Source organism: Streptomyces sp. NPDC031479, from assembly GCF_055581065.1.
In genome coordinates this window covers 1-22,857 of the sequence record NZ_JBVIKC010000024.1, presented here as the reverse complement: position 1 = coordinate 22,857, position 22,857 = coordinate 1, and the positions used below count along the sequence as shown (strand labels likewise).

The following is a 22,857-nucleotide window of genomic DNA, read 5'->3' as shown; positions in this document are numbered from 1 at the left end:
CACCCGGGACTCAGGATGGTGGGACGATGGGATGGTCTTCCGGGGCAACGTTGAGGTGAGGGGATAGATGGGGTCCGAGTCCGGCCGCGTCAAACGCGGCGAGCAGAGCAGGATGTCCCAGTGGCTGCGCCGGCGCCGCAAACCCGCCCCGACCGAAGACCCCGCGGGTGCCCGCGAGGCCCTCCTCCTGGCCGTCGCCGACGCCGGACTGCCGGTCGCCCCGGCCGCGCATCCCGCCGGCTACCGATGTTCCTGCGACCGCATCGGCTGTCCCACTCCCGCGCGGCACCCGGTCTCCTTCGCCTGGCAGACCCAGTCGACCACCGACCGCGCGCAGATCGAACGCTGGGCCCGCAACCAGCCGCAGGCCAACTTCATCACCGCCACCGGCATGGTCCACGACGTCCTCGACGTCCCGCTGGAAGCCGGACGCAGCGCCCTGGAACGCCTGCTGGCCGCCGGCATCGAGGTCGGACCGGTCGCCGAATCGGGCGGCACGGGGGACCAGGCCCGGATGCTCTTCTTCACGGCGACCCGCGGGACGCCGGAGGACGAGGACGAATGGTGGCCCTGCGAACTGGACTGCCACCCCGAGACCATGGACGAACACCCCGGCCTGCGCTGGCACTGCCGCGGCAGCTACGTCCTCCTCCCCCCGGCCACCCTCCCCGGGGACTTCTCGGTCGGCTGGCTGCGCGACATGGGGCACCCGCTCCCGGACCCGCTGACCCTCCTGGAAACCCTCACGGACGCCTGCGCCCAGTACGCGGGCACCGCCGACCAGACCCCCGCCACCGTCGCCTGGCCCCTGGGGCGCTGACCCCGGGGCCGCCGCCCCCGACCGCACGCCCGGCCCGCCGACGGGGCCGGGCTCCGGCCTGCGGGTCCACGGCCGGGCCGGGGCCCCGGCCTCAGTGGATCTGGCTCACGACCACGTCGAGGGACCACGGCTTCAGCGGCTTCGCCGGCGCCTCCGCCTCGACCGCGTACCCCAGGTCCCGCAGAGCGGTGACGAGTTCCGCCGGAGACCCGGGGACGGACCCGGCCAGCAGCAGGTCCCGTACCAGCCGCCCCTTGGTGGCCTTGTTGAAGTGGCTCACCACCGACCGCTTCTCCACGCCGTCCACGACCTGCGCGTGCAGCACCCGTACCGTGGCCGTCCGCCCCGCCGTCTCCCCCTTCGGCTTCCACGCCGCCCCGTACGCCGCGGACCGCAGGTCGAGCACCAGCCCGTCGCCCGCCGCCTCCGGCATCACCGAGGCCATCGGGGTGCGCCAGTACGCGCCCAGCGCGCCCAGCGCGGGCAGCTTGACCCCCATCGAGCAGCGGTAGGACGGGATCCGGTCGGTCACCCGCACGGCGCCCCACAGCCCGGAGAACACCAGCAGCGACCGCTCCGCGAGCTCCCGCGCCGGGGCGGGCAGACCGGCCAGGCCGAGCGCGTCGTAGAGCACCCCGGTGTAGATCTCCCCGGCCGGCCGGGCCGGCGCGTCGAGCAGCCCGGCGTTCTTCGCGACCTCGCCGCGCAGCCCCTCGCTCAGCCCCAGGACCTCGCGCGCCTTCAGCTCGTCCCCGGAGCACAGTCCGACGAGTTCCTCCAGGACGGCCGCCCGCGCCCCCGCGAGCCCCGGCAGCGACAGGGAACCGGGCTCCAGCGGTGCGCCGGAGCCGCCGGCGGCCTTTCCCTCGGAGGGCGGCAGCAGCACGAGCACGGTGGTTCTCCTTCGACAAGACGCGGCGCGAGGGGGTGCGGCCCCCGAGCCAGGGTAGACCGCTCGCCGCGCCGCCCCGGCCCGTCGGCCCTACGCTCGACCCATGCCACGCCGTCACCTGCACATGACCGGCGCAGAGGGGGCTGCCCTGCGGGCCGCGCTGCGCGACCTGCGCACGCGGCTGGAGGTGCCCGCCGCCTTCCCGGCCGAGGTGCTCGCCGAGGCCGAAGGGGCCGCCGCCGCCCCGCGGCTGCCGGCCGAGGACGCCACCGACCTGCCGGTGTTCACCATCGACCCCCCGGGCTCGGTCGACCTCGACCAGGCCATGCACCTGGCACTGCGGCCGGCCGGCGGCTACCGCGTGCACTACGCCATCGCCGACGTCGCCGCCTTCGTCACCCCGGGCGGCGCCCTCGACGCCGAGGCACACCGCCGGGTCAACACCCTCTACTTCCCCGACGAGCGGATCCCGCTGCACCCGGCCGTCCTCTCGGAGGACGCGGCCAGCCTGCTGCCCGGCCGGACCCGCCCGGCCCTGCTCTGGCGCCTCGACCTGGACGCCGACGGCCGCGTCGAGACCACCGAGGTGCGCCGGGCCCTGGTCCGCAGCCGGGCCCGGCTCGACTACGACGGCGTCCAGAAGGCCATCGACTCCGGCACCGCGGAGCCCGCCCTGGCCCTGCTGAAGGTCGTCGGAACGCTGCGGGAGGCCCTGGAGACCGAGCGCGGCGGGATCTCCCTGAACGTCCCGGAGCAGGAGGTCGTCGAAGGGCCCGACGGCTCGTACTCCCTGACCTACCGCGCCCCGCTGCCCGCCGACGGCTGGAACGCCCAGATCTCCCTGATGACCGGCATGGCCGCGGCCGACCTCATGATCGCCACCGGCACCGGCATCCTGCGCACCCTCCCCGCCGCCCCCGACGGCGCGGTCGGCCGGCTGCGGCGGGCCGCGAAGGCCCTGCGCATCGACTGGCCGCACCACGTCCCGTACGCGGCGCTCGTGCGCTCCCTCGACCCGCGCCTGCCCGCGCACGCCGCCTTCCTCCAGGAGTGCACGGCCCTGCTGCGCGGCGCCGGGTACACGGTGTTCACCGGCGGGCGGACCCCTGACCCGGCCCTGCACGCCGCGGTCGCGGCCCCGTACGCGCACTGCACCGCCCCGCTGCGCCGCCTGGTCGACCGGTACACCGGCGAGCTGTGCGTGGCCGCGTCGGCCGGGGCCGAGCCCCCGTCGTGGACCGTCGAGGCGCTGGAGGCGCTGCCGCACGAGATGGCGGAGGGCAGCCGGCTGGCGAACTCCGTGGAGCGGGAGTCCGTGGACCTGGTGGAGGCGGCCCTGCTCAAGGACCGGATCGGGGAGACCTTCGAGGCGACGGTGATCGACGTCAAGGAGCAGGAGCCGCGGGTGGGCACCGTCCACCTGGAGGACCCGGCGGTGGTGGGCCGCGTCGAGTCCCCGGCGGCACCGCTGCCCCTCGGCGACCGCATCCGGGTCCGCCTCACCCAGGCCGACCCGGGCACCTCGAAGATCCTCTTCGCCCCGGTGTAGGGACCCGGGCCCGTCACGGGAGCGCGGGTCGCCGTAGCGCCCCGACCACGGCGCGCGGGTCGTCGGCGTGGAAGCGGATCGTACGGGCCGACGCGCGGGCGCCGAGCGGCCTGCGGAACTCCAGCGGCCGGTTCAGCTCCAGGGTCACCGTGGTCTGGCTGCCCACGATCAGGTCGAGCACCCCGTCCCCGGAGAGGGTGACGAGCCGGCCCTCCGGGTAGCGCCGCTCCACCCGTACGGAGGCCACCGCGTCCGGCGGGACGGCCAGGTCGAACAGGGCTCCGTAGCGGATCCGCAGCGACCCGTCGGGCCGCACCACGTGCGGCCGGGTCACGCAGGCGGCGTGCAGGGCGAGCACCAGCAGCACCCCGTACACGTCGAGGACGAGCACCACCCGGTGGACCGCGGGCCAGGGGATCAGCACGGCCAGCCCGACGGTCTCGATCACCGACACGAAGAGCAGTCCGTACATCATCGCCGTCTGCGGTCCGGTGTACGCGGCGGCGAGGTCCCCGGGACGCACCCCGTGGGTGCGGCGCACCACCCAGCGGCCGAGGGAGGCGATGGCCCGCAGCTCGTGCAGCAGCAGGCGGCGCACGGACTCGGGGACCGCGGCGCGGACCGCGTCCCGGCGGGCTTCGCGCGGGGTCCGGCCCCGCGCGCGGGCCGCCGCGTACAGCGACCGCAGCACCCACGCCTCCAGCAGCAGTACGGCGCACACCAGCAGCTCGGCGGCCGGCGGGAGCCAGCCGGGGGGCCGCAGCCCGGCGGCGAGGCAGGCGGCGAGGAGCAGCTCGCCCGGGAGCACGGCGGCGGCCGCGATCCGCGCCGCACGCAGGGCGCTCACGTCCGGCCCCGTTCCACGAACGCCGCCATCACGCGACGGACGACCTCCGCCTGGGCAGGCGCGTACTCGGCGAGCAGCGCCTCCCGGAGGCCGGGCACGACCGGTCCGTCGGCCGGGACCGCGTCCAGCAGCCCGGCGGGGACGGCCGCGACGAGCGCGTCGGCGAGGGGGCCGACGCGGGGGTCGTCGACGGGGGCCCCGGCCAGCTCGTCGAGCCGCTCGTAGAGGGCGAGGACGCCCGGGTCGGCGGCCAGCGGGGCGAGCGCGGCGTACATCTCCTCGCCGGCCGCTCCGGTGACGTCGAGCAGGGTGAGGTGCTCGCGGTCCTTGGCGGCGGACGGGGAGGTGGTGGCCGGGGCCCGTGCGAGCAGCGCGTCGAGGGCGGGCGAGACGGGATCCCCCTCCCCGGGCCCGGCCGCGAGCAGCTCCGCGAGCCTGCGGCGGCGCGAGCCCAGTTCGGCCTCCTGGCGGGCGAGGTCGGCGTCGAGTTCGGCGAGTACCTCGGCCGGCTCGCGCCCCGCGTCGTCGGCGAGCACGTCGCGCACCTCGTCGAGGCCGAGGCCGAGCTCGGTGAGCCGGCGCACCCGTGCGAGCAGGACGGCGTCGCGCACGGTGTAGGTCCGGTATCCGTTGGGGCGCCGCTCCGGTTCCGGAAGCAGCCCGACATGGTGGTAGTGCCGGATCGCGCGGGTGGTGAGCCCGACGAGCGCGGCGATCTCTCCGATCCGCATGGCGCCCAGTAGAAACCCTGCCGCTGCGTCAAGGTCAAGCCGCCGTGGACAGCCGGTAGCATGGTCGACACGACAGACGAGTCGGCCGGGCGGCCGCGTCGGGGTCCCAGGATCCCGCCGAGGAACGTCCGGGCTCCACAGGGCAGGGTGGTGGGTAACGCCCACCCGGGGTGACCCGCGGGACAGTGCCACAGAAAACAGACCGCCGGGGACTTCGGTCCCCGGTAAGGGTGAAACGGTGGTGTAAGAGACCACCAGCGCCTGAGGTGACTCAGGCGGCTAGGTAAACCCCACCTGGAGCAAGGTCAAGAGGATCCGTCCCCGGACGGGTCTGCGCGAACGCTTGAGGGCTGCCCGCCCGATGTTCGCGGGTAGACCGCACGAGGCCGGCGGCAACGCCGGTCCTAGATGGATGGCCGTCTCCCCGGCGACCGCGAGGTCTCCGGGCGACAGAACCCGGCGTACAGGCCGGCTCGTCTGCCGTATCCCTCCCCGGCTTCCGGAACAGGGCCCGCGGCTGCTTCACCGAGGTGCTGCGGCTCCTCCCGAGCAGCCCGTTCGTGAAGCGGACCGTCTTCGCGGTGATCTTCCCCTTGACGGTGACGGCCCCGGTGACCTTCTCGCCCCTGGCGAGCGTGACCGCGTCGATCCGATCCCCGGCGGCCCCGAGCTCGGTGGTGATCAGCCTGGACAAAACGCCAAAGCGCGCCATCGGAACTCCCGGAAATGAGACGCTCCGCCTGCGAGCCCGCGCGGACAGAAGGAAGCACCCGTGAGCACCCATGGCCCCGGCGGGCGGGTCGACCCCGCCCACCCCGGTGATCCGGCGACGATCGGCCCCTACCGGATCATCGGCCGTCTCGGCACGGGCGGCATGGGCACCGTCCACGCCGGTCTGGATCCCCGGGGCGTACGGGTCGCGGTCAAGGCCGTGCACCGGGCGCAGGCCCAGGACCCGGAGTTCCGGGCCCGGTTCCGCCGTGAGGTCGCCCTGTCCTCGCGCGTCCAGGGGCCCTGCCTGGTCCCCCTGCTGGCCGCCGACACGGAGACGGGGTCCCCGTGGCTGGCGACCGCGTACGTGCCCGGACCGACCCTCGCCCAGTACCTGCACGCGTACGGGCCGCTCGCGGGCGGCACGCTGCACGCCTTCGCGGCCGGCACCGCGCAGGCCCTCGCCGCGATCCACCGCGCGGACGTGGTCCACCGGGACGTGAAACCGCAGAACGTCATCCTCAGTCCGGCGGGGCCGAGGGTCCTGGACTTCGGCATCGCCCACGCCGCCGACGGCACCTCCGTCACCCGGACCGGTGTGATGACCGGTACGCCGGGCTGGATCAGCCCGGAGCACTACCGCACGGGCACCGCGGGCCCGGCCGGTGACGTGTTCGCCTGGGGGGCCCTCGTCGCCCACGCGGCGACCGGCCGGCTCCCCTTCGGCTCCGGCGCGCCCGACGTGGTCGCCTTCCGCATCCTGTCCGGCGAGGCCGACCTCGGCGGCGTGCCCGCAGCCCTGCGGGAGGTCCTGGAGGAGGCCCTCGCGAAGGAGCCGGACGACCGGCCGACGGCCGCGCGGGCCGCCGAACGGTGCACGGACCTGCTCTGCGCCCATGCGACACAGGTCCTCGTGCCCGGCACCGCCCCGACCCTGGCCGCCGATCCCGTCCGCGCCGCATGGCAGGTGCCCGCCCTCCACGACCCCGCCTGGCCCGGCGCGCCGGCCCGGCGCCGCGGGCGTCTGTTGCTCGGCGTCGCCGTCGGTGCGGCCGCGGTGGGCGGGCTCGTCGGAGGACTCCTCGCCCTGCCCGCCACCCGTGCCGAGCAGGCGGCCCGTCCCCCGGCCGACGCCACCGCCGCCCCCGCCGGAGCGGCGCGCACGACCGGCACCCCGGCCGCCCCCGTCCCCGCCGGCGGCGGCAGCGGCAGCCCGTCGGCCGCGGGCGCGGGCGCCGGCGCGACGGACACCGCGCCGACCCTCGCGACCTGGCGACAGGCCCGCGCCGCGCAGACACCGGCCGAGAACGACGCCCGGGGATCCATGGGCACCGGTGCCTGGCTCGACGCCACCACCCACCCCGACCAGGACTTTTCCCTCACCTTCCACCAGCCCCGGGGGGAGGTGTACATCACCTCCGGCGGCCGGGAACTCGATTTCGGTTCGATCCACGAGGTCGCCAGGACCGCCTGCCTGGGGCTGCGGGACCTCCGTACCGCCTACCCGGACCTCCCGTACCGCACCTACGTGATCGTCGACACCGGGCGCCGGGGAGGTCCCGCCGTCGTCTGGTCCGACGACTTCCGCACCAACACCGCCTGCTCGACCTCCATGACCGACCGCACCACCGCCCCCGGGGCGGGGCGGGCAACCGGCTGGTACCCCGACGCGGGAGGCCTCGCCACCGCGCAGGTGCCCTCCAGCGACCCGGACGAGATCCGCATCGCCGACCGGATCGCCACGTCGATCATCCGGGCGTGGAACGCCGGCACCCCCGACGACGGCTACCACCGGCTCGGCCACGACAACCTGAGCGTCGGGTTCGACCCCGGGAACCGGGTGATGTACGTATGGGCGACCAAGCCCGCATGGGACGGGGCCACCCGGGACGACTGGGCGCAGAAGGCCGCGCGGCAGTCCTGCGGGGACCTGGCCTCCGCGGCGGCGGACGCGGCGGACTGGCCCTACGCCAGGTACGCGGTCCTCGTCGAGGACCCCACCGCCGGCGACGAGTTCCTGCTCTGGGGCTCCTCCGGAGCATGCGCGGACTGACGACCGTCGCGGCGGCTGCGGCCGGACACGGCGCGAGGCCCCCGCCCGGTGGGGCGGGGGCCTCGCGTGACGCTCCGCTACCGCAGGTGCGAGGTGTCGTTCAGGAGGCGGACCGAGGCGTTGCCGTCGGCGTAGTAGGCGACCGCCGACAGGGAGGCCGCGGACAGCTCCATCTTGAACAGGGACTCCGGCGGCGCGCCCAGCGCGAGGCGGACGAGCGTCTTGACCGGGGTCACGTGGGTCACCAGCAGCACGGTGCGGCCCGCGTGGGCGGACAGCAGCCGGTCGCGGGCCGCCGAGACGCGGCGGGTGACGGCCGTGAAGCTCTCGCCGCCGCCGGTCGGGGCCGCCTTCGGGGAGTCCAGCCAGGCCTGGAGGTCGTCCGGGAAGCGCTCGCGCACCTCGGCGAAGGTCAGGCCCTCCCAGGCCCCGAAGTCCGTCTCGCGCAGGCCCTCCTCGACCGTGACCGGCAGCCCGAGGCGGTCGGCGACGGCCTGGGCGGTCTCCCGGCAGCGGCGCAGCGGGGAGCTGACGACGGCCTGTACGGTGCCCCGCGCGGCCAGCGCCTCGGCGACGGCCGCGGCCTGGCGGCGGCCGGCCGGGGACAGCTCCGGGTCGGTGCCGCCGCTGCCGGAGAAGCGCTTCTGCGGGGTGAGGGCGGTCTCGCCGTGCCGCAGCAGCACGAAGGTGGCGGGCGCGCCCATGTCGGGGCCCCATCCGGTGCCGGTGCCTGCGGCGGTCTGCGGCGGCTCGGCGTCGGACCCCGCCGCGGGGCGCGGGCCGGTGCCGGCGGTGGCGGGCGCGCCGGCGGGCACGCGAGCCCCAGCCCCAGCCCCAGCGCCGGCCCCGCCGAACAGCGTGTCGGTGTCGCGCGCCACCACGGCGGCGGCGCGGACGGCGGCGGCTTCCGCCTCCGCCGCGCGAGCCTGCGCGGCTGCTGCGGCGGCGTCGGGCCGGGGTTCGTGCTCGGTGAGGTCGCCGAACAGGGTGTCCGCCCCGGCTGCCCCGGCCACCGCGCGGGATCCCTGCGCACCGCCGGAGGCCATCGCGGCGCGGACGGCCGCCGCGCCCTTCGTCGCGTCGCCGGGGGGACCGGACGGCGGGGCGGCGGCGAAGGCCGTGGAGCGGGACGGTTCCCACTGCGCGCCGCGCTTGCCCGCGTCCATCGCCTCGTTGGCGAGCCGGTCGGCGTGCTTGTTGCGCTCGCGCGGGATCCACTCGTAGGTGACCTGCGCGCGCGGAAGGACCTTCGCGGCCTCCGCCGCGAGCGGCTTCATGTCGGGGTGCTTGATCTTCCAGCGGCCCGACATCTGCTCGACGACGAGCTTGGAGTCCATCCGGACCAGGACCGTCGCGTCCGGCGCCAGCTCACGCGCCGCCCTCAGTCCGGCGATCAGGCCCTTGTACTCGGCGACGTTGTTCGTCGCGACGCCGATGAACTCGGCGCGTTCGGCCAGGGTCTCCCCCGTCGCCGGGTCGAGGACGACCGCGCCGTAGCCGGCGGGACCCGGGTTGCCCCGGGAACCGCCGTCCGCCTCCACGACGAAACGCGGCATCAGATGCCCGAGTCCGCCGCACGGACGAGGATGCGGCCGCAGTTCTCGTGCCGGACGACCTGGTCGCGGGCCGCGGCCTTGATCTCGTTGACCTCGGCCATGTCCAGCTCCAGGCGGCAGCCCTCGCAGCGGCGCTGGTACAGGCGGGCCGCACCGACGCCGCCCTGCTTGACGCGGATCTTCTCGTACAGGGCCATCAGGTCGGCGGGCATCGAGCCGACGATGACCTCGCGGTCCTTGCCGATCTTCGCGACCTCGGTGTCGATCTCGCCGGTGGCGGCGTCGCGGCGCGCGGTGGCGTCGACGAGCTTGGCCTCCAGGGCGGCGACCCGCTCCTTCAGCTCGGTGACGCGCTCCTGCGCGGCCTCCAGGCGCTCCATGACCTCCAGGACCACGTCCTCCAGGTCGCCCTGCCGCTTGGCGAGGGAGACGACCTCGCTCTGGAGGTTCGCCAGGTCCCGGGCCGAGATGCCGACGCCGGAGTCCAGCCGCTGCTGGTCGCGGACCGCGCGCTGGCGGACCTGGTCGACGTCCTGCTCCGCCTTGGTCTGCTCGCGGGCGGCGTCGCTGGCCTGGGTCTGCGCGGCGACGAGCAGGTCGCGCTGCTGGCTGAGGTCCTTGGTCAGGGAGTCGACCTCGGTGTGCTCCGGGAGCGACTTGCGCTTGTGGGCGAGCTGAGACAGCCGGACGTCCAGGGCCTGGACGTCGAGAAGTCGGATCTGGTCGGCGGGCTCGGCGTTCAGTTGGGGGCTCCAGAGATAGAGGGGGAGGTGACGGACGGCGCGTGCGCCGTCCACGGGTCGGTGACCGTGCGCGAGACGTGGGTCCGCAGACCCCAGCCGTGGCGCTCGGAGATCGCGTCGAGCTGCGCGGCGGCCTGCTCGCACCAGGGCCACTCGGTGGCCCAGTGGGCGGCGTCGACGAGGGCGAGCGGGCTCTGCTCGCGGGCCTCGGACGCCGGGTGGTGGCGCAGGTCGGCGGTGAGGAAGGCGTCCACGCCGGCGGCGCGGACCTGCTCGAAGAGGCTGTCGCCGGAGCCGCCGCTGACGGCGACGGTACGGATGAGCGCGTCCGGGTCGCCCGCGGCGCGGATGCCCTGCGTGGTCGACGGCAGCCGGGACGCGGCGCGGGCCGCGAACTCGCGGAGGGTCTCGGGGTGGTCCAGCTCGCAGATCCGGCCGAGGCCGCGGCGGCCGTCCGGGTCGGTGGGGTCGGGCACGAGCGGGCCGGTGACGCGCAGGTCGAGGGCGCCGGCGAGGGCGTCGGAGACACCGGGGTCGGCGGTGTCGGCGTTGGTGTGGGCGACGTGCAGCGCGATGTCGTTCTTGATCAGCGTGTGCACGACGCGGCCCTTGAAGGTGCCGGCCTCGACGGTGGTGGTGCCGCGCAGGTAGAGGGGGTGGTGGGTGACGAGCAGGTCGGCGCCCAGCTCCACCGCCTCGTCGACGATGTCCTGCAGGGGGTCGACGGCGAAGAGCACCCGGGTGACCTCGGCATCGGGGTCGCCGCAGACGGTGCCGACGGCGTCCCACTGCTCGGCCCGCGAGGGGGGCCAGAGAGCGTCCAGCGCGGCGATGACTTCAGAGAGACGAGGCACAGGCCAAGGTTACCGTCTCCATCTTTTCGGGCTTCCTCCCCCGGCGGGGGCTGCGGGACGGGGAGGGCGGTGGCGGTGCGCGGGGGCGTCGGGCGGGGCCGGGTGCTCTCTGACCCCAAACGCCCCGATATGGAACAGCACAGCCACACCCCCCGCCACCGGCGAATCGGCTCGCGGCCACCCGTACGTGTGAAGCCCGCCGAGTCGTGCGCGACCCCGGGAGCCTCGAAAACTAGCTTCCTGATCCGGAGGTGACGGCCCGGATGACTGTCTGCGCCATCGAGATCACGACGACCGCCCCGTTCACGATCGCCGCCGACGGGGCGTATGCCGCGCGGCTGGCCGGGGAGGGGCAGGCGCGCTACCCGGAGCGGTGGACGCTGGGGGGACCCGAGCCGTACGCGGTGCCGTTGCCGCTCGCGCAGCCGGAGGAGGCCGACAGCGAGGTGCTGGCACTGACCGACGGGCGGGTGCTGATCCACCGTCGTGTCGCCGACCGGCACGCGTTCGCGCTGCTCTACCCGTCGGGCGCCGCGACCGGGCCGCGCACGGGGGAGCTCCAGCTCGGCGCGGTGCCCGCCGAGGAGGGCGTACGGGTCCGCCTGCTGCCGCCCTCCCCCGACGGACACGGGGCCTACGCCCTGGCGGTGGGGCCCGCGCGGAGCACCGTCTGGCAGGTCGCCGGAGCCCCCGGCGGGCCGCGCCGGGCCGCCGTCCTGCCGGGGCGCTGCTCCGGCGGGGTGTGGCTGGACCGGGTCGGCCGCCTGCTGGCCCTGGACCGCGAGCTGGACGGCCGGACCAAGGCCGTCGCCGTGGACCTGGAGCGGGGCGGCGAGGTCAGCCCGCTGCTCCAGATCGCCGAGGACAGCGACGACCGGCTCCTGCTCGCGGCGCCCGACAGCGGGCTGCTGCTGATCCGCTCCGACGCCCCGGGCGAACCCCGGCTCGGCTGGGGAGTGCTGGGCAGTGCCCGCCCGGTCCGCTTCCCGGAGTGCCTGCGCATCGCGGACGCGCACCCCTTCGCCGTGCAGCCGGGCCAGGCCCTGATGCCGGAGACCTGCGGGGTCGCGCTGCGGATCGGAGGGTCGGAGCTCGCGCTGTGGCGGCCAGCCGACCGCGGCGTCTTCCGGCTCGGCGCCCCGGTGGGCTGGCTCGGCACCGGCCTGTGGACCCCGCAGGGCCGGCTGCACCTCCCGTACGCCACCCCGGAGGTCCCCTGCGGGATCGTCGGCCTCAGCCAGCCCGCGTCCCCGCCCCCACCGGTCCGTCTGGACCCCGCCCCGGCCCCGCCCCTGCGCCCGGTCCCCCTCCAGCAGGCGCCTCTGGGCTGAGCCCGGGGGCGCCGTACGGGCACAATGGCCGCGTGAGCAGCCAGACCGACGTCTTCAGACTCTTCAGCTACCGGCCTTGCGGGCAGGACCTGCTGGTGCGCGTGGTCCGGCCCGCCGCCGCGAACGCCGACCAAGGGGCGCTGGACGCCGCCGACGCCGCGGCCGACGCGGCGACGCGGCGGCTCACCGCCCGGTGGGAGCGGGAGCACCTGCAGTCCGGATGCCCCCACCGGCACACGCCGAGCCTGGTCGCCGAGATGCAGGAGGCGCCCGTCGGGGAGGAGCTGTACGGCTCCGGCCGCCGTCGGCTCGGGGTGTGGGTGGCGCGCACCGGGTACGGCGCGCCGTGGATGGTCCTGGGGACCGCGCCGACCGAGGCGCAGTTCTGGGAGGAGGTCCGGGACGACCCGGACCTCCTCGGTCTCGGCCCCCTGGCGCCCGCCGATCTGCGCCGGGTGTGTTTCCTCACCGACGGGGACGAAGCGCCCCCGTCGGCCCCGGCCGTCTAGCCGTGCTTGAGGCCCAGGACCTCGGCGGCCGCGAAGGTCTCGTTCGGCGGGCGGGAGTCGTAGTGCGGGGTGAGGAGCCCGTCGAGCTCCTCGTAGGAGAAGGACTCCTTGGCGGTGTCGAACTTGGCCGCCACCCTGGGGCGTTCCATCACGACCACGATCCCGCCGTGCACGACGAACAGCTGCCCGTTGGCCTTCGCCGAGGCCGGCGAGGCCAGGTAGCCGACCAGCGGGGCGACGTGCTCGGGGGCGAGGGCGTCGAGTTTGCCCTCCTCCGGCTCCTGGAAGCCCGCGAAGACGTCCTCGGTCATCCGGGTGCGGGCGCGCGGGCAGATGGCGTTGGCCGTCACCCCGTACTTGGCCAGGGCCAGTGCGGTCGAGGTGGTCAGGCCCACGATGCCGCCCTTGGCGGCCGCGTAGTTGGGCTGGCCCGCCGAGCCGCCGAGGAAGGCCTCGGAGGAGGTGTTGACGATCCGGCCGTAGACCGGGCCGCCCGCCGCCTTGGAGCGTTCCCGCCAGTGCGCGGCGGCGAAGTGGGTGGTGTTGAAGTGACCCTTGAGGTGGACCCGGATCACCGAGTCCCACTCCTCCTCCGACATGGAGAAGATCATCCGGTCCCGCAGGATGCCCGCGTTGTTGACGAGGACGTCCAGCCTGCCGAACCGGGAGACGGCCAGTTCCACCAGGTCCCGGGCCTGCTCGAAGTCGGCCACGTCACCGAGGTGCGCCACCGCCCGTCCGCCCGCCGCACGGATCTCGGCGGCCACCTCCTCGGCCGGGGCGGCGGACGCCTCCCCCGAACCGTCCCGGCCGCTCTGGCCGAAGTCGTTGACGACCACGCTCGCGCCGAGGCGGGCCAGTTCGATCGCCTCGGCCCGGCCGAGACCGCGGCCGGCGCCGGTGACGACGGCGCTGAGCCCCTCAAGTGGCAGTGACATCTACCGGATTCCTCTCAGAGCGGGTCAGAGTTCGATGCAGGTGCGCAGCGCGACGCCGGTGCGCATCTGGTCGAGGGCGTCGTTGATCTCGGCGAGCCGGACCCGGTGGGTGATCAGGCTCTCCAGGTCGACCCGGCCGGCCCGCCACAGGGCGATGGTGCGCTCGTAGGAGCGGAGCACGTCCCCGCCCCCGTACATCGACGGGAGGATCTTCTTCTCGTCGAAGAACAGCGAGAACATGTCGACCTGGAAGGTGTCGTCGAGGGCGCCGGCGCCGACGATGACGACGCTGCCGCCGCGGCGGGTCGTCTTGTAGGCGGTCTGCGCGGTGGCGGACTTGCCGACGACCTCGAAGACGTAGTCGAAGCCCTCCCCGGAGGTGATCCGGTTCTTGGCGTCGTCCAGGGCATCGGGGGCCACGGCCTCCGTCGCGCCGAAGCGCAGGGCCGCCTCGCGCCGGGAGGCGACGGGGTCGACGGCGACGATCTGCGCGGCGCCCTGCAGCTTGGCGCCCTGGATGACGGAGATGCCGACGCCTCCGCAGCCGATGACGGCGACCGAGGAACCGGCCTCCACCTTGGCGGTGTTGATGGCGGCGCCCAGCCCGGTGGTGACGCCGCAGCCGATGAGGGCGGCGATGTCGAAGGGCACGTCGTCGGGGATCGGGACGGCGCACTTGGCGTCGACGACGAGCTCCTCGGCGAAGGTGCCGGTGGCGGCGAAGCCGAAGACGTCCCCGCCCGCGCGCCGGAAGTTGGGGGTGCCCGCGTTGACGAGGCTCTCCAGGCAGAGGTGGCCCTGCCCGCGCTTGCAGGCCGCGCAGTGCCCGCACGGCGGCAGCCAGCAGACCAGGACCCGGTCGCCCTGCTTGAGGTGGGTGACCCCGTCACCCACGTCGGCGATCACCCCGGAGCCCTCGTGGCCGGGGATGAAGGGGGCCGGCTGCGGCAGTACGCCACTCATCGCGGAGAGGTCGGAGTGGCACAGGCCGGTGGCCCTGATGCGGATCTTCACCTTGCCGGGGCCCAGGCCCACGGCCTCGATGTCGTCGACGACCTCCAGCTTGTCCTGGCCTATCTCGCTCTGCAGTGCTGCGCGCACGGTGCGGCTCCTTCTGTGGTCGCAGGTCGGACGGTCTTACGCGTGTTCGACGACGGTGTCGGCGAGGACCGGGGCGTCGTCCCGGTCGACGGCGGTCACCGAGACCAGGACCCGGCCGGTCTCCTGCCACATCCGGATGCGCAGCGTCTCGCCGGGGAAGACGATCCCGGCGAAGCGCGTGCGGTAGGCGCGGACCCGGGAGACGTCGCCGCCGAGGACGGTGTCGACGACGGCCTTGAGGGCCATCCCGTACGAGCAGAGCCCGTGCAGGATCGGCCGGTCGAAGCCGGCCAGCTTGGCGAACTCCGGGTCGGCGTGCAGGGGGTTCCAGTCACCGGAGAGCCGGTAGAGCAGGGCCTGCTCCTCGCGGATGGTGCGCTCCTCGGTGCGGTCGGGGGCCCGCTCGGGCTGTCCGGCCCTGACGGAGGGCCCGCGCTCGCCGCCGAAGCCGCCTTCTCCCCGGACGAAGAGCTGCGCGTCGCTGGTCCACAGCGGCCCGTCGGCGTCCGCGACCTCGGAGCGCAGGACGATCACGGCCGCCTTGCCCTTGTCGTAGACGGCGGCGACCTTGGAGGTGGAGGTGGCCCGCCCCTTGACGGGGATCGGGCGGTGCAGCTCGATGGAGTGCCCGCCGTGCAGGACGGCGGCGAGGTTCACGTCGATGCCGGGGGCCGCGAGGCCGCCCAGCATGGCCATGCCGGCGCCGGCGACGGTCGCGAAGCTGGGCAGCACGTGGAGCTTGGACTCCAGGGTGTAGCGCAGCTCGTCGGGGTCGGTGGCCGGGAGCCCGGCACCGAGGCCGAGGTGGTAGAGCTGGATGTCCTTGTGGTCCCAGCCGATGTCCCCCTGGCGGGGTTCGGCGGCGAGGGCCTTGGCGGCATCGATCGGCATGGGGATGCTGCTCCCTGGGTCGGGGCGCCGCGATCTCGCGCGAGCACCGCTGCCTTGGAAGACCTCGGCGCGGCCGTCCGCACCGTCAGCCGCACCGAGGTCGTACGCGGAACCGTTCTAGAACGCGTTCTAGCGCCGGTTGAAGGAATGTATAACGCACGCCCGATCACTTGGGAAGACTCCTGACTTCACGTCAGATTGGGCGGCGGGGTGGCGTGTTGCCGCCTGCCCCAGGTGGGGGGCGTTACGCTGCGCCGGTGGACGAAATGCCCGTGACGCACCGGCCCGCCCGCTCCCTGCGCGTCCTGCTCGACCCGCCGGACCCGGCCCTCGCGGTCCATCTCGGCCTCCAGCCGGACATCGAGGTGGTCACCTCCGCGACGGCCCGGCCGGCGGTGGCGCTGGTGGAGGACCTCGCCTCGGTGACGGCCCTGCTGGAGGACGATCCGGAGTGCCGGGTCCTGGTCGCCACGGGCTCGGCGCACCCCGGGCTGCGGGAAGCGGCCCTGGCGGCGGGCGCCGCGGGGCTGGTCCTGCGGGACGGGCCGGTCGCGGAGCTGGCGGAGTGCATGCGCCGCGCGGCCACGGGCGAAACGGTGGTGGACCCGTCCCTCGCGGGCCCGTAGCGCGGACCGTAGCGCGGACCGTGGCCCGGGTCCGTGGCCCGGGTCCGTGGCCCGGGTCCGTGGCCCGGGTCCGTGGCCCGGGTCCGTGGCCCGGGTCCGTGGCCCGGGTCCGTGGCCCGGGTCCGCAGCGCGGACCGTGGCGCACGGCCTGCCGTGGCGCGCGTAGGGGAAGGCACTCCGCCGGCGGCTGAGGCGGAGGGCCTTCCCCTACGGGGCGGGGGCCCCGGTGTCAGGCGCCCCGCCCGGGAGCCGGGGCGGTCCAGTCGTCGACCGTCCGCGAGGGGTCCAGCGCCACGGGCAGCTTCTCCAGCCCCCGGAAGGCCGGGAACGGCCCCTTGAGCCAGTCCCCGGCCTCGGAGTCCGGCAGCGCCAGGACCATGTCGGGGAAGCGGTCGAGCAGTGCGGTGAGGCAGATCTCCAGCTCCAGCCGGGCCAGCGGGGCGCCCAGGCAGAAGTGGGGGCCGAAGCCGAAGCCGAGGTGTTCGCGCTGGAGGTGTTCGCGGGTGATGTCCAGGGTGTCCGGCGCGGGGAACTTCTCCGGGTCGCGGTTGGCGGCCGTCAGGGCGATCTGCACGATCGCGCCCTGCGGAATGAGCGTTCCGCCGATTTCCACGTCCTCCAATGCGTACCGGAAGGTGGAGGTTTCCACGGAGCCTTCGAAGCGGAGGAGTTCTTCGATGGCCTGCGGCAGGAGTTCGCGGTTCTCCTGCAGCGCCCTCAGCTGTTCGGGATGGGTGAGCAGATTGAAGACGGAATTGCCGATCTGCAGGGTGGTCGTCTTGTGCCCGGCGAAGAGCAGCACCCAGATCATCGAGACGAGTTCGTCGTCGGTCAGCGGTTCTTCCTCGTGCCGCGTCTGCACCAGGACGGTCAGGAAGTCGTCCGTGGGATTCGCGCGGGTGCACCGGATGTGTTCGGTGAAGTAGTCCCGCAGCCAGTGTTCGGCCTCTACGAGGTCTTCCTTCATGTCCTTGCTGAACCGGGAGCGCGTCACGACCGAGAACCACTTCAGGACCTCGGTGCGCTCGACCCCGACGATGCCGAGCAGTTCGCAGATGACCATGACGGGCAGCGGCAGCGCGAAGGCCTTCATGAGGTCGACGGGCTCGTCCGTCGGGCACCGGTCCAGGAGCTCGTTCGCGAGTTCCTCGATGTGCGGGCGCAGGTCCTTGACGTGGCGCGGCGTGAACGCGGTCTTCGCGATGTGGCGCAGCCGGGTGTGCCGGGGCGGGTCCGCGAAGAGGAGGTTGTCGTCGAGCGTCTCGCAGGCGTCCCCGAAGAGCGCGTGGTAGAGGTCGATGGCCTCGTGCATGTCCTTGCCGATGCGGGGATCGGCGAGGGCCGCGTGGGCGTCCTCGTAGCGGGTGATGAGGTAGGTGTCCACCCCGTGGCGGGGGGTGAGCCGGGCGACGGGGGCCTGTTCGCGCAGGACCTTGTAGACCGGATGGGGGCACTGCCGGTACTCCGGCGTACTCAGGGTCGCCGCCTTCACCGCTTCGCCCAGCGCGAGGCCGTCGTTCACCGCCGCAGTCGGTTCAGTCGTCACGCGCAGAAACCTTTCGCTTTTCCCGGAACGGACAGTCGGCTCCTTTCCCCGGGCGCGTCGTGGACGAAACCGCGTTGACCCGTTCGGAGCCTAAAGCTCCCTCCGGGGAATGTCCGGCGGAAAGCGGCCGGAGCCCGCCCTAGGGTGTGCGGTGATCCCCATTTTCGCGCCCGATGAAAGGGAATGCGCGCATGCCGGAATACGGAGCGATCGGTATCACCGCCGGCGGAACGGCACGGCCGGACGCGGCGGACCCGGCGGGCGGTGAGGACGACGGCAGCCGGGCCGTGATCGACGTCCACCACCACTTCTGCGCGCCCGCCTGGCGCGAGTGGGCCGAGCGGCGGGGGCTGGTGAACCCGAAGGCGATGGCCCCGTGGGCGCGCTGGGACGCGGAGACCGCGCTGGGGCTGATGGACCGGGCGGGAATCGCCACCGCCGTGCTCAAGCCGATGATGTACGCCCGCTACGAGAGCTCCGCGCAACTGCGCGAGGCGACGAAGGTCACCCTGCGGGCGGCGGTGGAGGTGGTCCAGGCACATCCGGGGCGGTTCGTCTTCCACACCCCGCTGTTCCTGGAGGACCCCGAGGTGTCCTCGTGGGCGCTGCGGTACGGCCTGGACGAGCTGGGCGCGGTCGGCGTGAACGTGACCGCCAACCACGGCGGCGTCTACCTCGGCGACCCCTCCTACGACGGGATCTTCGCCGAACTCGACGAGCGGTCGGCGGTCGTCGACACCCACCCGCACAACCTGCCCGGCGGCCCGCCCGGCGCCCCGCCCGGCGCGGCGACCGTGCCGGGGCTGCCGAACTTCCTGTGCGACTTCCTCCTCGACACCACCCGCGCCGCCGCGAACATGATCCGCAACCGGACGCTGGACCGCTTCCCGAACCTGTCGGTGATCCTGCCCCACGGCGGCGGCTTCCTCCCGCACATCGCGGCCCGGCTGGAGGCCTTCGCGCACTCCTTCGACCCGCCCGTGGAACCCGCCGCCGTACGGGACCACCTGCACCGCTTCTACTACGACACCGCCGGCCCGCTGTCCCCGGCGGGCACCCTGCTGGCCACGGTGTCCCCGGACCGGATCCTCTTCGGCAGCGACTGGCCGGCCTGCCCGGCCTCCGTGGTCACGGACGTCGCGGTGCCCGCGCTGGCCGCCGACCCGGCGTTCACCCCGGCGCTGCGCCGGGCCGTGAACCGGGAGAACGCGCTGCGCCTGATGCCGGCCCTGGTGCGCGTCTGACACGCCGCCCCCGCGGGACGCCCCGCCCGCCCTGCCCGCCCCCGCCGCTCGCCGGGGCGGGCAGGTCGAGCGGGGCAGGGCGGGCGGGGCGGGCAGGGCAAGGCCGAGCGGGGCGGGCCGGGCGGCCCCGGCCCGTCAGCGGCGCAGCAGGGTGACCACCGCCGCGCCGCCCAGCCCGATGTTGTGCGCCAGCCCGACCCCGGCTCCGGGGACCTGCCGGGCCCCGGCCTCGCCGCGCAGCTGCCAGACCAGCTCGGCGGCCTGCGCGAGGCCCGTGGCGCCCAGCGGGTGCCCCTTGGAGATCAGGCCGCCCGACGGGTTGACGACCCAGCGGCCGCCGTAGGTGGTGGCGCCGCTCTCGACGAGCTTGCCGGAGGCCCCGTCGGCGCACATGCCGAGCGCCTCGTAGGTGAGGAGTTCGTTGACGGAGAAGCAGTCGTGCAGCTCGATGACGTCGACGTCCTCGATGCCCAGACCGGAGGCCTCGTAGACCCGCCGGGCCGCGGCGGCGGTCATGGGCTTGCCGACGACGTCGATGCAGGATCCGCCGAAGCTGTCCGCGGTGTCGGTGGTCATGGCCTGGGCGACGATCTCCACCGCCCTGTCGTGCAGCCCGTGCCGGACGACGAACCGCTCCGAGACGACCAGGGCGGCCGCCGCGCCGTCGGAGGTGGGCGAGCACTGGAGTTTGGTCAGCGGGTCGTGGATGGTCTTCGCGGCGAGGATCTCCTCCACCGTGTACACGTCCTGGAACTGGGCGTTCGGGTTGTCCGCGGAGTGCCGGTGGTTCTTGGCGCCCACCGCCGCGAGCTGCGCGGCCGTGGTCCCGTAGCGCTCCATGTGCTCGCGGGCGGCGTTCCCGAAGATCTGCGCGGTGGGCGGGGACATCTCGAAGCCGTGCCCGGCCGCCATGATCCCGTAGTGGCGGGCGACCGGGGACGTCTTGAAGTCGCCGCCGTCGGCGCCGCCGCCGAGGGCGCCGCGCTTCATCTTCTCGAAGCCGAGGGCCAGGACGCAGTCGTTCAGCCCGCCCTCGACGAACTGGCGGGCCATCATCAGGGCCGTGGAGCCGGTGGCGCAGTTGTTGTTGACGTTGTAGACGGGCACCCCGGTCAGGCCCAGTTCGTACGCGGCCCGCTGGCCCGCGGTGGAGGCCTGGAAGCAGTAGCCGACGGGCACCTGCTCGACGAGCCCGTAGTCCACGCCCGCGTCGGCCAGCGCCGCCGCGCCCGCCTCCCGCACCATGTCCCAGTACTGCCAGTCGCGCGATTCCGGCTTCTCGAACTTCGTCATGCCGACGCCGACGATGTAGGCCTTCATGTGGTGCCTTCCCTTCCCCTTCAGTCCCGCGGGAGGCCGAGGATGCGCTCGGCGACGACGTTGAGCTGGACCTGTGTGGTGCCCCCGGCGATGGTCAGGCAGCGGGACATGAGCATGCCGTGCACGGCCCGCTCCCCCGCCCCCTCCCGCACCGCGCCCGCCGGGCCCAGCAGTTCGAGCGCGAGCTCGGCGGTCCGCTGCTGGTGGGGGGTCTGGACGAGTTTGCGTACGGATGCGCCCGCGCCCGGCTCCAGCCCGGACACCTGCTGGAGGGTGGTGCGCAGGCCGATGCAGGCGAGGGCGTGCGCCTCGGCGGCCAGGGCGCCGATCCTGGCCCGGTAGGAGCCGTCGAGGTCGGCGGCGCGGGCGAGGAGCGCCTCCAGGCCGGTGTCGAAGGTCATCTGGTCGGCCATGTGGACGCGTTCGTTGCCGAGGGTGTTGCGGGCGACCTTCCAGCCCCCGTCCGGGGCTCCGACGAGGGCGTCCGCGGGCAGGAGCACGTCGTCGAAGTACACCTCGTTGAAGAGGGCCTCGCCGGTGATCTCCTTCAGGGGGCGGACGTCGATGCCGGGGGTGTTCTTCATGTCGACGACGAAGTAGCCGAGGCCCTTGTGCTTGGGGACGGCCGGGTCGGTGCGGGCGAGGAGGATGCCGAAGTCGGCGGTGTGCGCGGAACTCGTCCACACCTTCTGTCCGTTGACCCTCCAGGAGCCGTCCTCCAGCCGTTCAGCCCTCGTGCGCAGGGAGGCCAGGTCGGATCCGGCGCCCGGTTCGGAGAAGAGCTGGCACCAGGTCGTGTCCCCGCGCAGCGTGGGCAGGACGTGGGCCTCGCGCTGCGCGTCGGTCCCGTAGGCGAGCAGCGAGGGCACGACCCAGGTGGCGATGCCGAGGTCGGAGAGCACGACGCCGGCCGCCTTCAGTTCCTGCTGTACGACGAGCTGTTGCAGGGGTCCGGCGCCGAGCCCGTAGGGGCGGGGCAGGTACGGGGCCGCGTAGCCGGTCGGGGCGAGGGCGCGGCGGGCGGCGGCCGGGCCGAGGCCGCGCGCGTCCCGGGCGGCGGCGCGGGCGCCTTCCCGGTACGCCTCGGCGGCCTCGGGCAGCTCCAGCCGCAGCTCGCGGCGCGCGCCGCCCGCGGCGAGGCCGACGGCCCGGATGCGGTGGCCGTCGCCGGGTCCGAGGAGCTGACGGGCGACGAGGGCCCGGCGCAGGTGGATGTGGGCGTCGTGTTCCCAGGTGAAGCCGATGCCGCCGAGGATCTGGATGCAGTCCTTGGCGCAGGAGTAGGAGGCGTCGAGGGCGGTCCCGGCGGCGAGCGCGGCCACCAGGGAACGCACCCGGGGGCTCTCGTCCGCGCTGTTCGCCGCGTCCCAGGCGAGGGCGCGGGCCTGTTCCAGGCGGACCAGCATGTCGGCGCACAGGTGCTTGACGCCCTGGAACCGTCCGATGGGCCGCCCGAACTGCTCGCGCACCTTCGCGTACTCGGCGGCCGTGCGCACCGCCCAGGCGGCGGTGCCGCAGGCGTCGGCGGCGAACAGGACGCAGGCCAGGTCCCGGACCAGGTCCGCGTCCAGCTCCAGCAGCCGGCCGGCCGGGACGAGGACCCCGCGCGCCCGCACCTCGGCGGTGGGCCGGGTCGGATCGGCGCCCTCGTGGGTACGGACGTCCAGCGCGGCGGCGTCCACGGCGAACCAGCGGGTGCCGTGCCCGGCCTCGGCGGCGACCAGTACGAGGTCGGCCTCGCCCGCGCCCAGCACGGGCGGCGCGAGCCCGTCCAGCAGGTACCCGCCCCCCTCGACGGCGACGGCGGTGACACCGCCGGGCCCCAGGGCGACCGCCCCGACCCGGCCGTCGAGCGGCTCGGCCCCGGCCCGGTCCAGGAGTACGGAGGCCAGCGCGCTCGGCAGGAACGGCCCGGGGAGCGCCCCCCGGGCGGCCTCCTCCACCACGACGGCCAGGTCCAGCAGGGTCCCGCCCTCCAGGTGCGGCGCCAGCAGTCCGGCCGCCGCGAGCCCGTCCCAGTAGCCGGGCCGCTCACCGGTCCGCGGCGGGGTGTCGAGCAGCTTGCGCACCTCCTCGGGCGGCACGGCCCGCCCCACCCAGCCGCGCACGGCGTCGGCCAACTCCCGCTGCTCTTGCGTGATTCCGATGCCCATGCGCGGCAGACTAGAACACGTTCCAATCTGACGGAAGGTCAGATGGCGGTGTTCTTCGGCGCCTCCCCCCGGGCCGCCGCGACACGCTCCGACCCGATGGCCCCGACCTGGCAGAATTCCGGGACGGGGACGACCTTGAAGGCGGGGAAGATGACTTTTCTGGTACTGCTCGGCGTCCTGGTGATCGCCGTCGGCGGGTGCGTGTGCGTGGTGTGGGCGGCGCGCGGCGGCCCCGGCTGGGTCCGCGCCGTGGCGGCCGTGACCCTCGGCGCGGGCGAGCTGCTGCGCCGCTCCGCGAAGCGCCGCCGCCGGCTCGGCGGGGGCGGGAACAACGGCGGCGACGCCGGCTAGTGACCTGAGTCAGAGGTTTGTCGTTGGTTTGGGTATGAGTCGTCCTGGTCCGAAGATTCCGCCGTTGTCGGTCACTGATGCCCAGCGTGCT

The 22,857-nt window shown here is 74.6% G+C and carries 20 protein-coding genes and 1 other RNA gene; 9 read left to right on the top strand and 12 right to left on the bottom strand.

What is annotated here, in order from left to right; all coding sequences use genetic code 11:
- The first annotated feature begins 67 nt into the window (after nucleotides 1-67).
- Nucleotides 68-820 (top strand): bifunctional DNA primase/polymerase, encoded by a 753-nt coding sequence (locus ACZ5D2_RS24685; protein ID WP_371678757.1) that lies wholly within the window; start codon nucleotides 68-70, stop codon nucleotides 818-820.
- Nucleotides 821-911: 91 nt separating this feature from the next.
- Here ACZ5D2_RS24685 and yaaA read toward each other — a convergent pair whose 3' ends face one another.
- Nucleotides 912-1,712 (bottom strand): peroxide stress protein YaaA, encoded by an 801-nt coding sequence (yaaA, locus tag ACZ5D2_RS24680; protein WP_371678756.1) that lies wholly within the window; start codon nucleotides 1,710-1,712, stop codon nucleotides 912-914.
- 103 nt (nucleotides 1,713-1,815) lie between these two features.
- Between yaaA and ACZ5D2_RS24675 the strand changes: the two genes are divergently transcribed.
- Complete coding sequence (locus tag ACZ5D2_RS24675; protein ID WP_468932015.1) at nucleotides 1,816-3,261, top strand: RNB domain-containing ribonuclease; 1,446 nt, start codon at nucleotides 1,816-1,818, stop codon at nucleotides 3,259-3,261.
- A 13-nt stretch (nucleotides 3,262-3,274) separates the two neighbouring features.
- On the opposite strand, the gene ACZ5D2_RS24670 is transcribed toward ACZ5D2_RS24675, so the two are convergent.
- Nucleotides 3,275-4,108, bottom strand: a complete 834-nt coding sequence (locus ACZ5D2_RS24670) for a hypothetical protein (protein ID WP_468932013.1) — start codon at nucleotides 4,106-4,108, stop codon at nucleotides 3,275-3,277.
- On the bottom strand, nucleotides 4,105-4,839 hold the full coding sequence (locus ACZ5D2_RS24665) for a MerR family transcriptional regulator (RefSeq protein WP_371678753.1): 735 nt from the start codon (nucleotides 4,837-4,839) through the stop codon (nucleotides 4,105-4,107). The genes ACZ5D2_RS24670 and ACZ5D2_RS24665 overlap by 4 nt, the downstream gene beginning before the upstream one ends.
- Before the next feature lie 77 nt (nucleotides 4,840-4,916).
- On the opposite strand from ACZ5D2_RS24665, the gene rnpB reads away from it, so the two are divergent.
- Both rnpB and ACZ5D2_RS24655 read left to right on the top strand, forming a co-directional pair.
- Nucleotides 4,917-5,319, top strand: an RNA gene (rnpB, locus tag ACZ5D2_RS24660) — RNase P RNA component class A.
- 292 nt (nucleotides 5,320-5,611) lie between these two features.
- A complete protein-coding gene (locus ACZ5D2_RS24655; RefSeq protein ID WP_468932009.1) occupies nucleotides 5,612-7,603 on the top strand; it encodes a serine/threonine-protein kinase in 1,992 nt (663 codons plus the stop codon).
- 77 nt (nucleotides 7,604-7,680) lie between these two features.
- On the opposite strand, the gene ACZ5D2_RS24650 is transcribed toward ACZ5D2_RS24655, so the two are convergent.
- Genes ACZ5D2_RS24650 through ACZ5D2_RS24640 form a run of 3 tightly spaced genes read right to left on the bottom strand, consistent with a single transcriptional unit; the run spans nucleotide 7,681 to nucleotide 10,756 of the window.
- A complete protein-coding gene (locus ACZ5D2_RS24650) occupies nucleotides 7,681-9,159 on the bottom strand; it encodes a bifunctional RNase H/acid phosphatase (protein ID WP_468932006.1) in 1,479 nt (492 codons plus the stop codon).
- Nucleotides 9,159-9,902, bottom strand: a complete 744-nt coding sequence (locus ACZ5D2_RS24645; protein WP_371681290.1) for a zinc ribbon domain-containing protein — start codon at nucleotides 9,900-9,902, stop codon at nucleotides 9,159-9,161. Before ACZ5D2_RS24645 ends, ACZ5D2_RS24650 begins: the two co-directional genes overlap by 1 nt.
- Nucleotides 9,899-10,756: a Nif3-like dinuclear metal center hexameric protein gene (locus tag ACZ5D2_RS24640; protein ID WP_371678749.1), complete on the bottom strand. Its 858-nt coding sequence runs from the start codon at nucleotides 10,754-10,756 to the stop codon at nucleotides 9,899-9,901. Before ACZ5D2_RS24640 ends, ACZ5D2_RS24645 begins: the two co-directional genes overlap by 4 nt.
- Nucleotides 10,757-11,019: 263 nt before the next feature.
- Between ACZ5D2_RS24640 and ACZ5D2_RS24635 the strand changes: the two genes are divergently transcribed.
- Nucleotides 11,020-12,087: a hypothetical protein gene (locus ACZ5D2_RS24635; protein WP_371678748.1), complete on the top strand. Its 1,068-nt coding sequence runs from the start codon at nucleotides 11,020-11,022 to the stop codon at nucleotides 12,085-12,087.
- 32 nt (nucleotides 12,088-12,119) lie between these two features.
- On the top strand, nucleotides 12,120-12,596 hold the full coding sequence (locus ACZ5D2_RS24630; RefSeq protein ID WP_468932001.1) for a hypothetical protein: 477 nt from the start codon (nucleotides 12,120-12,122) through the stop codon (nucleotides 12,594-12,596).
- Here ACZ5D2_RS24630 and ACZ5D2_RS24625 read toward each other — a convergent pair.
- From ACZ5D2_RS24625 to ACZ5D2_RS24615, 3 genes are read right to left on the bottom strand one after another with little or no spacing between them, the layout of a single operon-like run.
- Nucleotides 12,593-13,534, bottom strand: coding sequence for a 3-oxoacyl-ACP reductase (locus tag ACZ5D2_RS24625; protein ID WP_371678746.1), 942 nt, complete (start codon nucleotides 13,532-13,534; stop codon nucleotides 12,593-12,595). The genes ACZ5D2_RS24630 and ACZ5D2_RS24625 overlap by 4 nt on opposite strands.
- A 24-nt stretch (nucleotides 13,535-13,558) precedes the next feature.
- The gene (locus ACZ5D2_RS24620) at nucleotides 13,559-14,635 is read right to left on the bottom strand and encodes a Zn-dependent alcohol dehydrogenase (RefSeq protein ID WP_468931997.1); all 1,077 of its coding nucleotides are present in this window, start codon (nucleotides 14,633-14,635) and stop codon (nucleotides 13,559-13,561) included.
- A gap of 36 nt (nucleotides 14,636-14,671) precedes the next feature.
- Nucleotides 14,672-15,526 (bottom strand): MaoC/PaaZ C-terminal domain-containing protein, encoded by an 855-nt coding sequence (locus ACZ5D2_RS24615; protein WP_371678744.1) that lies wholly within the window; start codon nucleotides 15,524-15,526, stop codon nucleotides 14,672-14,674.
- Nucleotides 15,527-15,792: 266 nt separating this feature from the next.
- Here ACZ5D2_RS24615 and ACZ5D2_RS24610 point away from each other — a divergent pair, with 266 nt between their 5' ends.
- Entirely contained in the window at nucleotides 15,793-16,152 is a 360-nt protein-coding gene (locus tag ACZ5D2_RS24610; protein WP_371681289.1) for a response regulator, read from the top strand.
- A gap of 229 nt (nucleotides 16,153-16,381) precedes the next feature.
- Here ACZ5D2_RS24610 and ACZ5D2_RS24605 read toward each other — a convergent pair whose 3' ends face one another.
- Nucleotides 16,382-17,698, bottom strand: a complete 1,317-nt coding sequence (locus tag ACZ5D2_RS24605; protein WP_371678743.1) for a cytochrome P450 family protein — start codon at nucleotides 17,696-17,698, stop codon at nucleotides 16,382-16,384.
- Nucleotides 17,699-17,889: 191 nt separating this feature from the next.
- Here ACZ5D2_RS24605 and ACZ5D2_RS24600 point away from each other — a divergent pair, with 191 nt between their 5' ends.
- The gene (locus ACZ5D2_RS24600) at nucleotides 17,890-18,942 is read left to right on the top strand and encodes an amidohydrolase family protein (protein WP_371678742.1); all 1,053 of its coding nucleotides are present in this window, start codon (nucleotides 17,890-17,892) and stop codon (nucleotides 18,940-18,942) included.
- A gap of 135 nt (nucleotides 18,943-19,077) precedes the next feature.
- Here the strand turns inward: ACZ5D2_RS24600 and ACZ5D2_RS24595 are convergent, their stop codons facing one another.
- Nucleotides 19,078-20,262: a lipid-transfer protein gene (locus ACZ5D2_RS24595; RefSeq protein ID WP_266838778.1), complete on the bottom strand. Its 1,185-nt coding sequence runs from the start codon at nucleotides 20,260-20,262 to the stop codon at nucleotides 19,078-19,080.
- Nucleotides 20,263-20,282: 20 nt separating this feature from the next.
- Nucleotides 20,283-22,415 (bottom strand): acyl-CoA dehydrogenase, encoded by a 2,133-nt coding sequence (locus tag ACZ5D2_RS24590; protein ID WP_468931992.1) that lies wholly within the window; start codon nucleotides 22,413-22,415, stop codon nucleotides 20,283-20,285.
- A 150-nt stretch (nucleotides 22,416-22,565) separates the two neighbouring features.
- On the opposite strand from ACZ5D2_RS24590, the gene ACZ5D2_RS24585 reads away from it, so the two are divergent.
- Nucleotides 22,566-22,766 (top strand): hypothetical protein, encoded by a 201-nt coding sequence (locus ACZ5D2_RS24585; protein WP_371678740.1) that lies wholly within the window; start codon nucleotides 22,566-22,568, stop codon nucleotides 22,764-22,766.
- The last annotated feature ends 91 nt before the right edge of the window (nucleotides 22,767-22,857 follow it).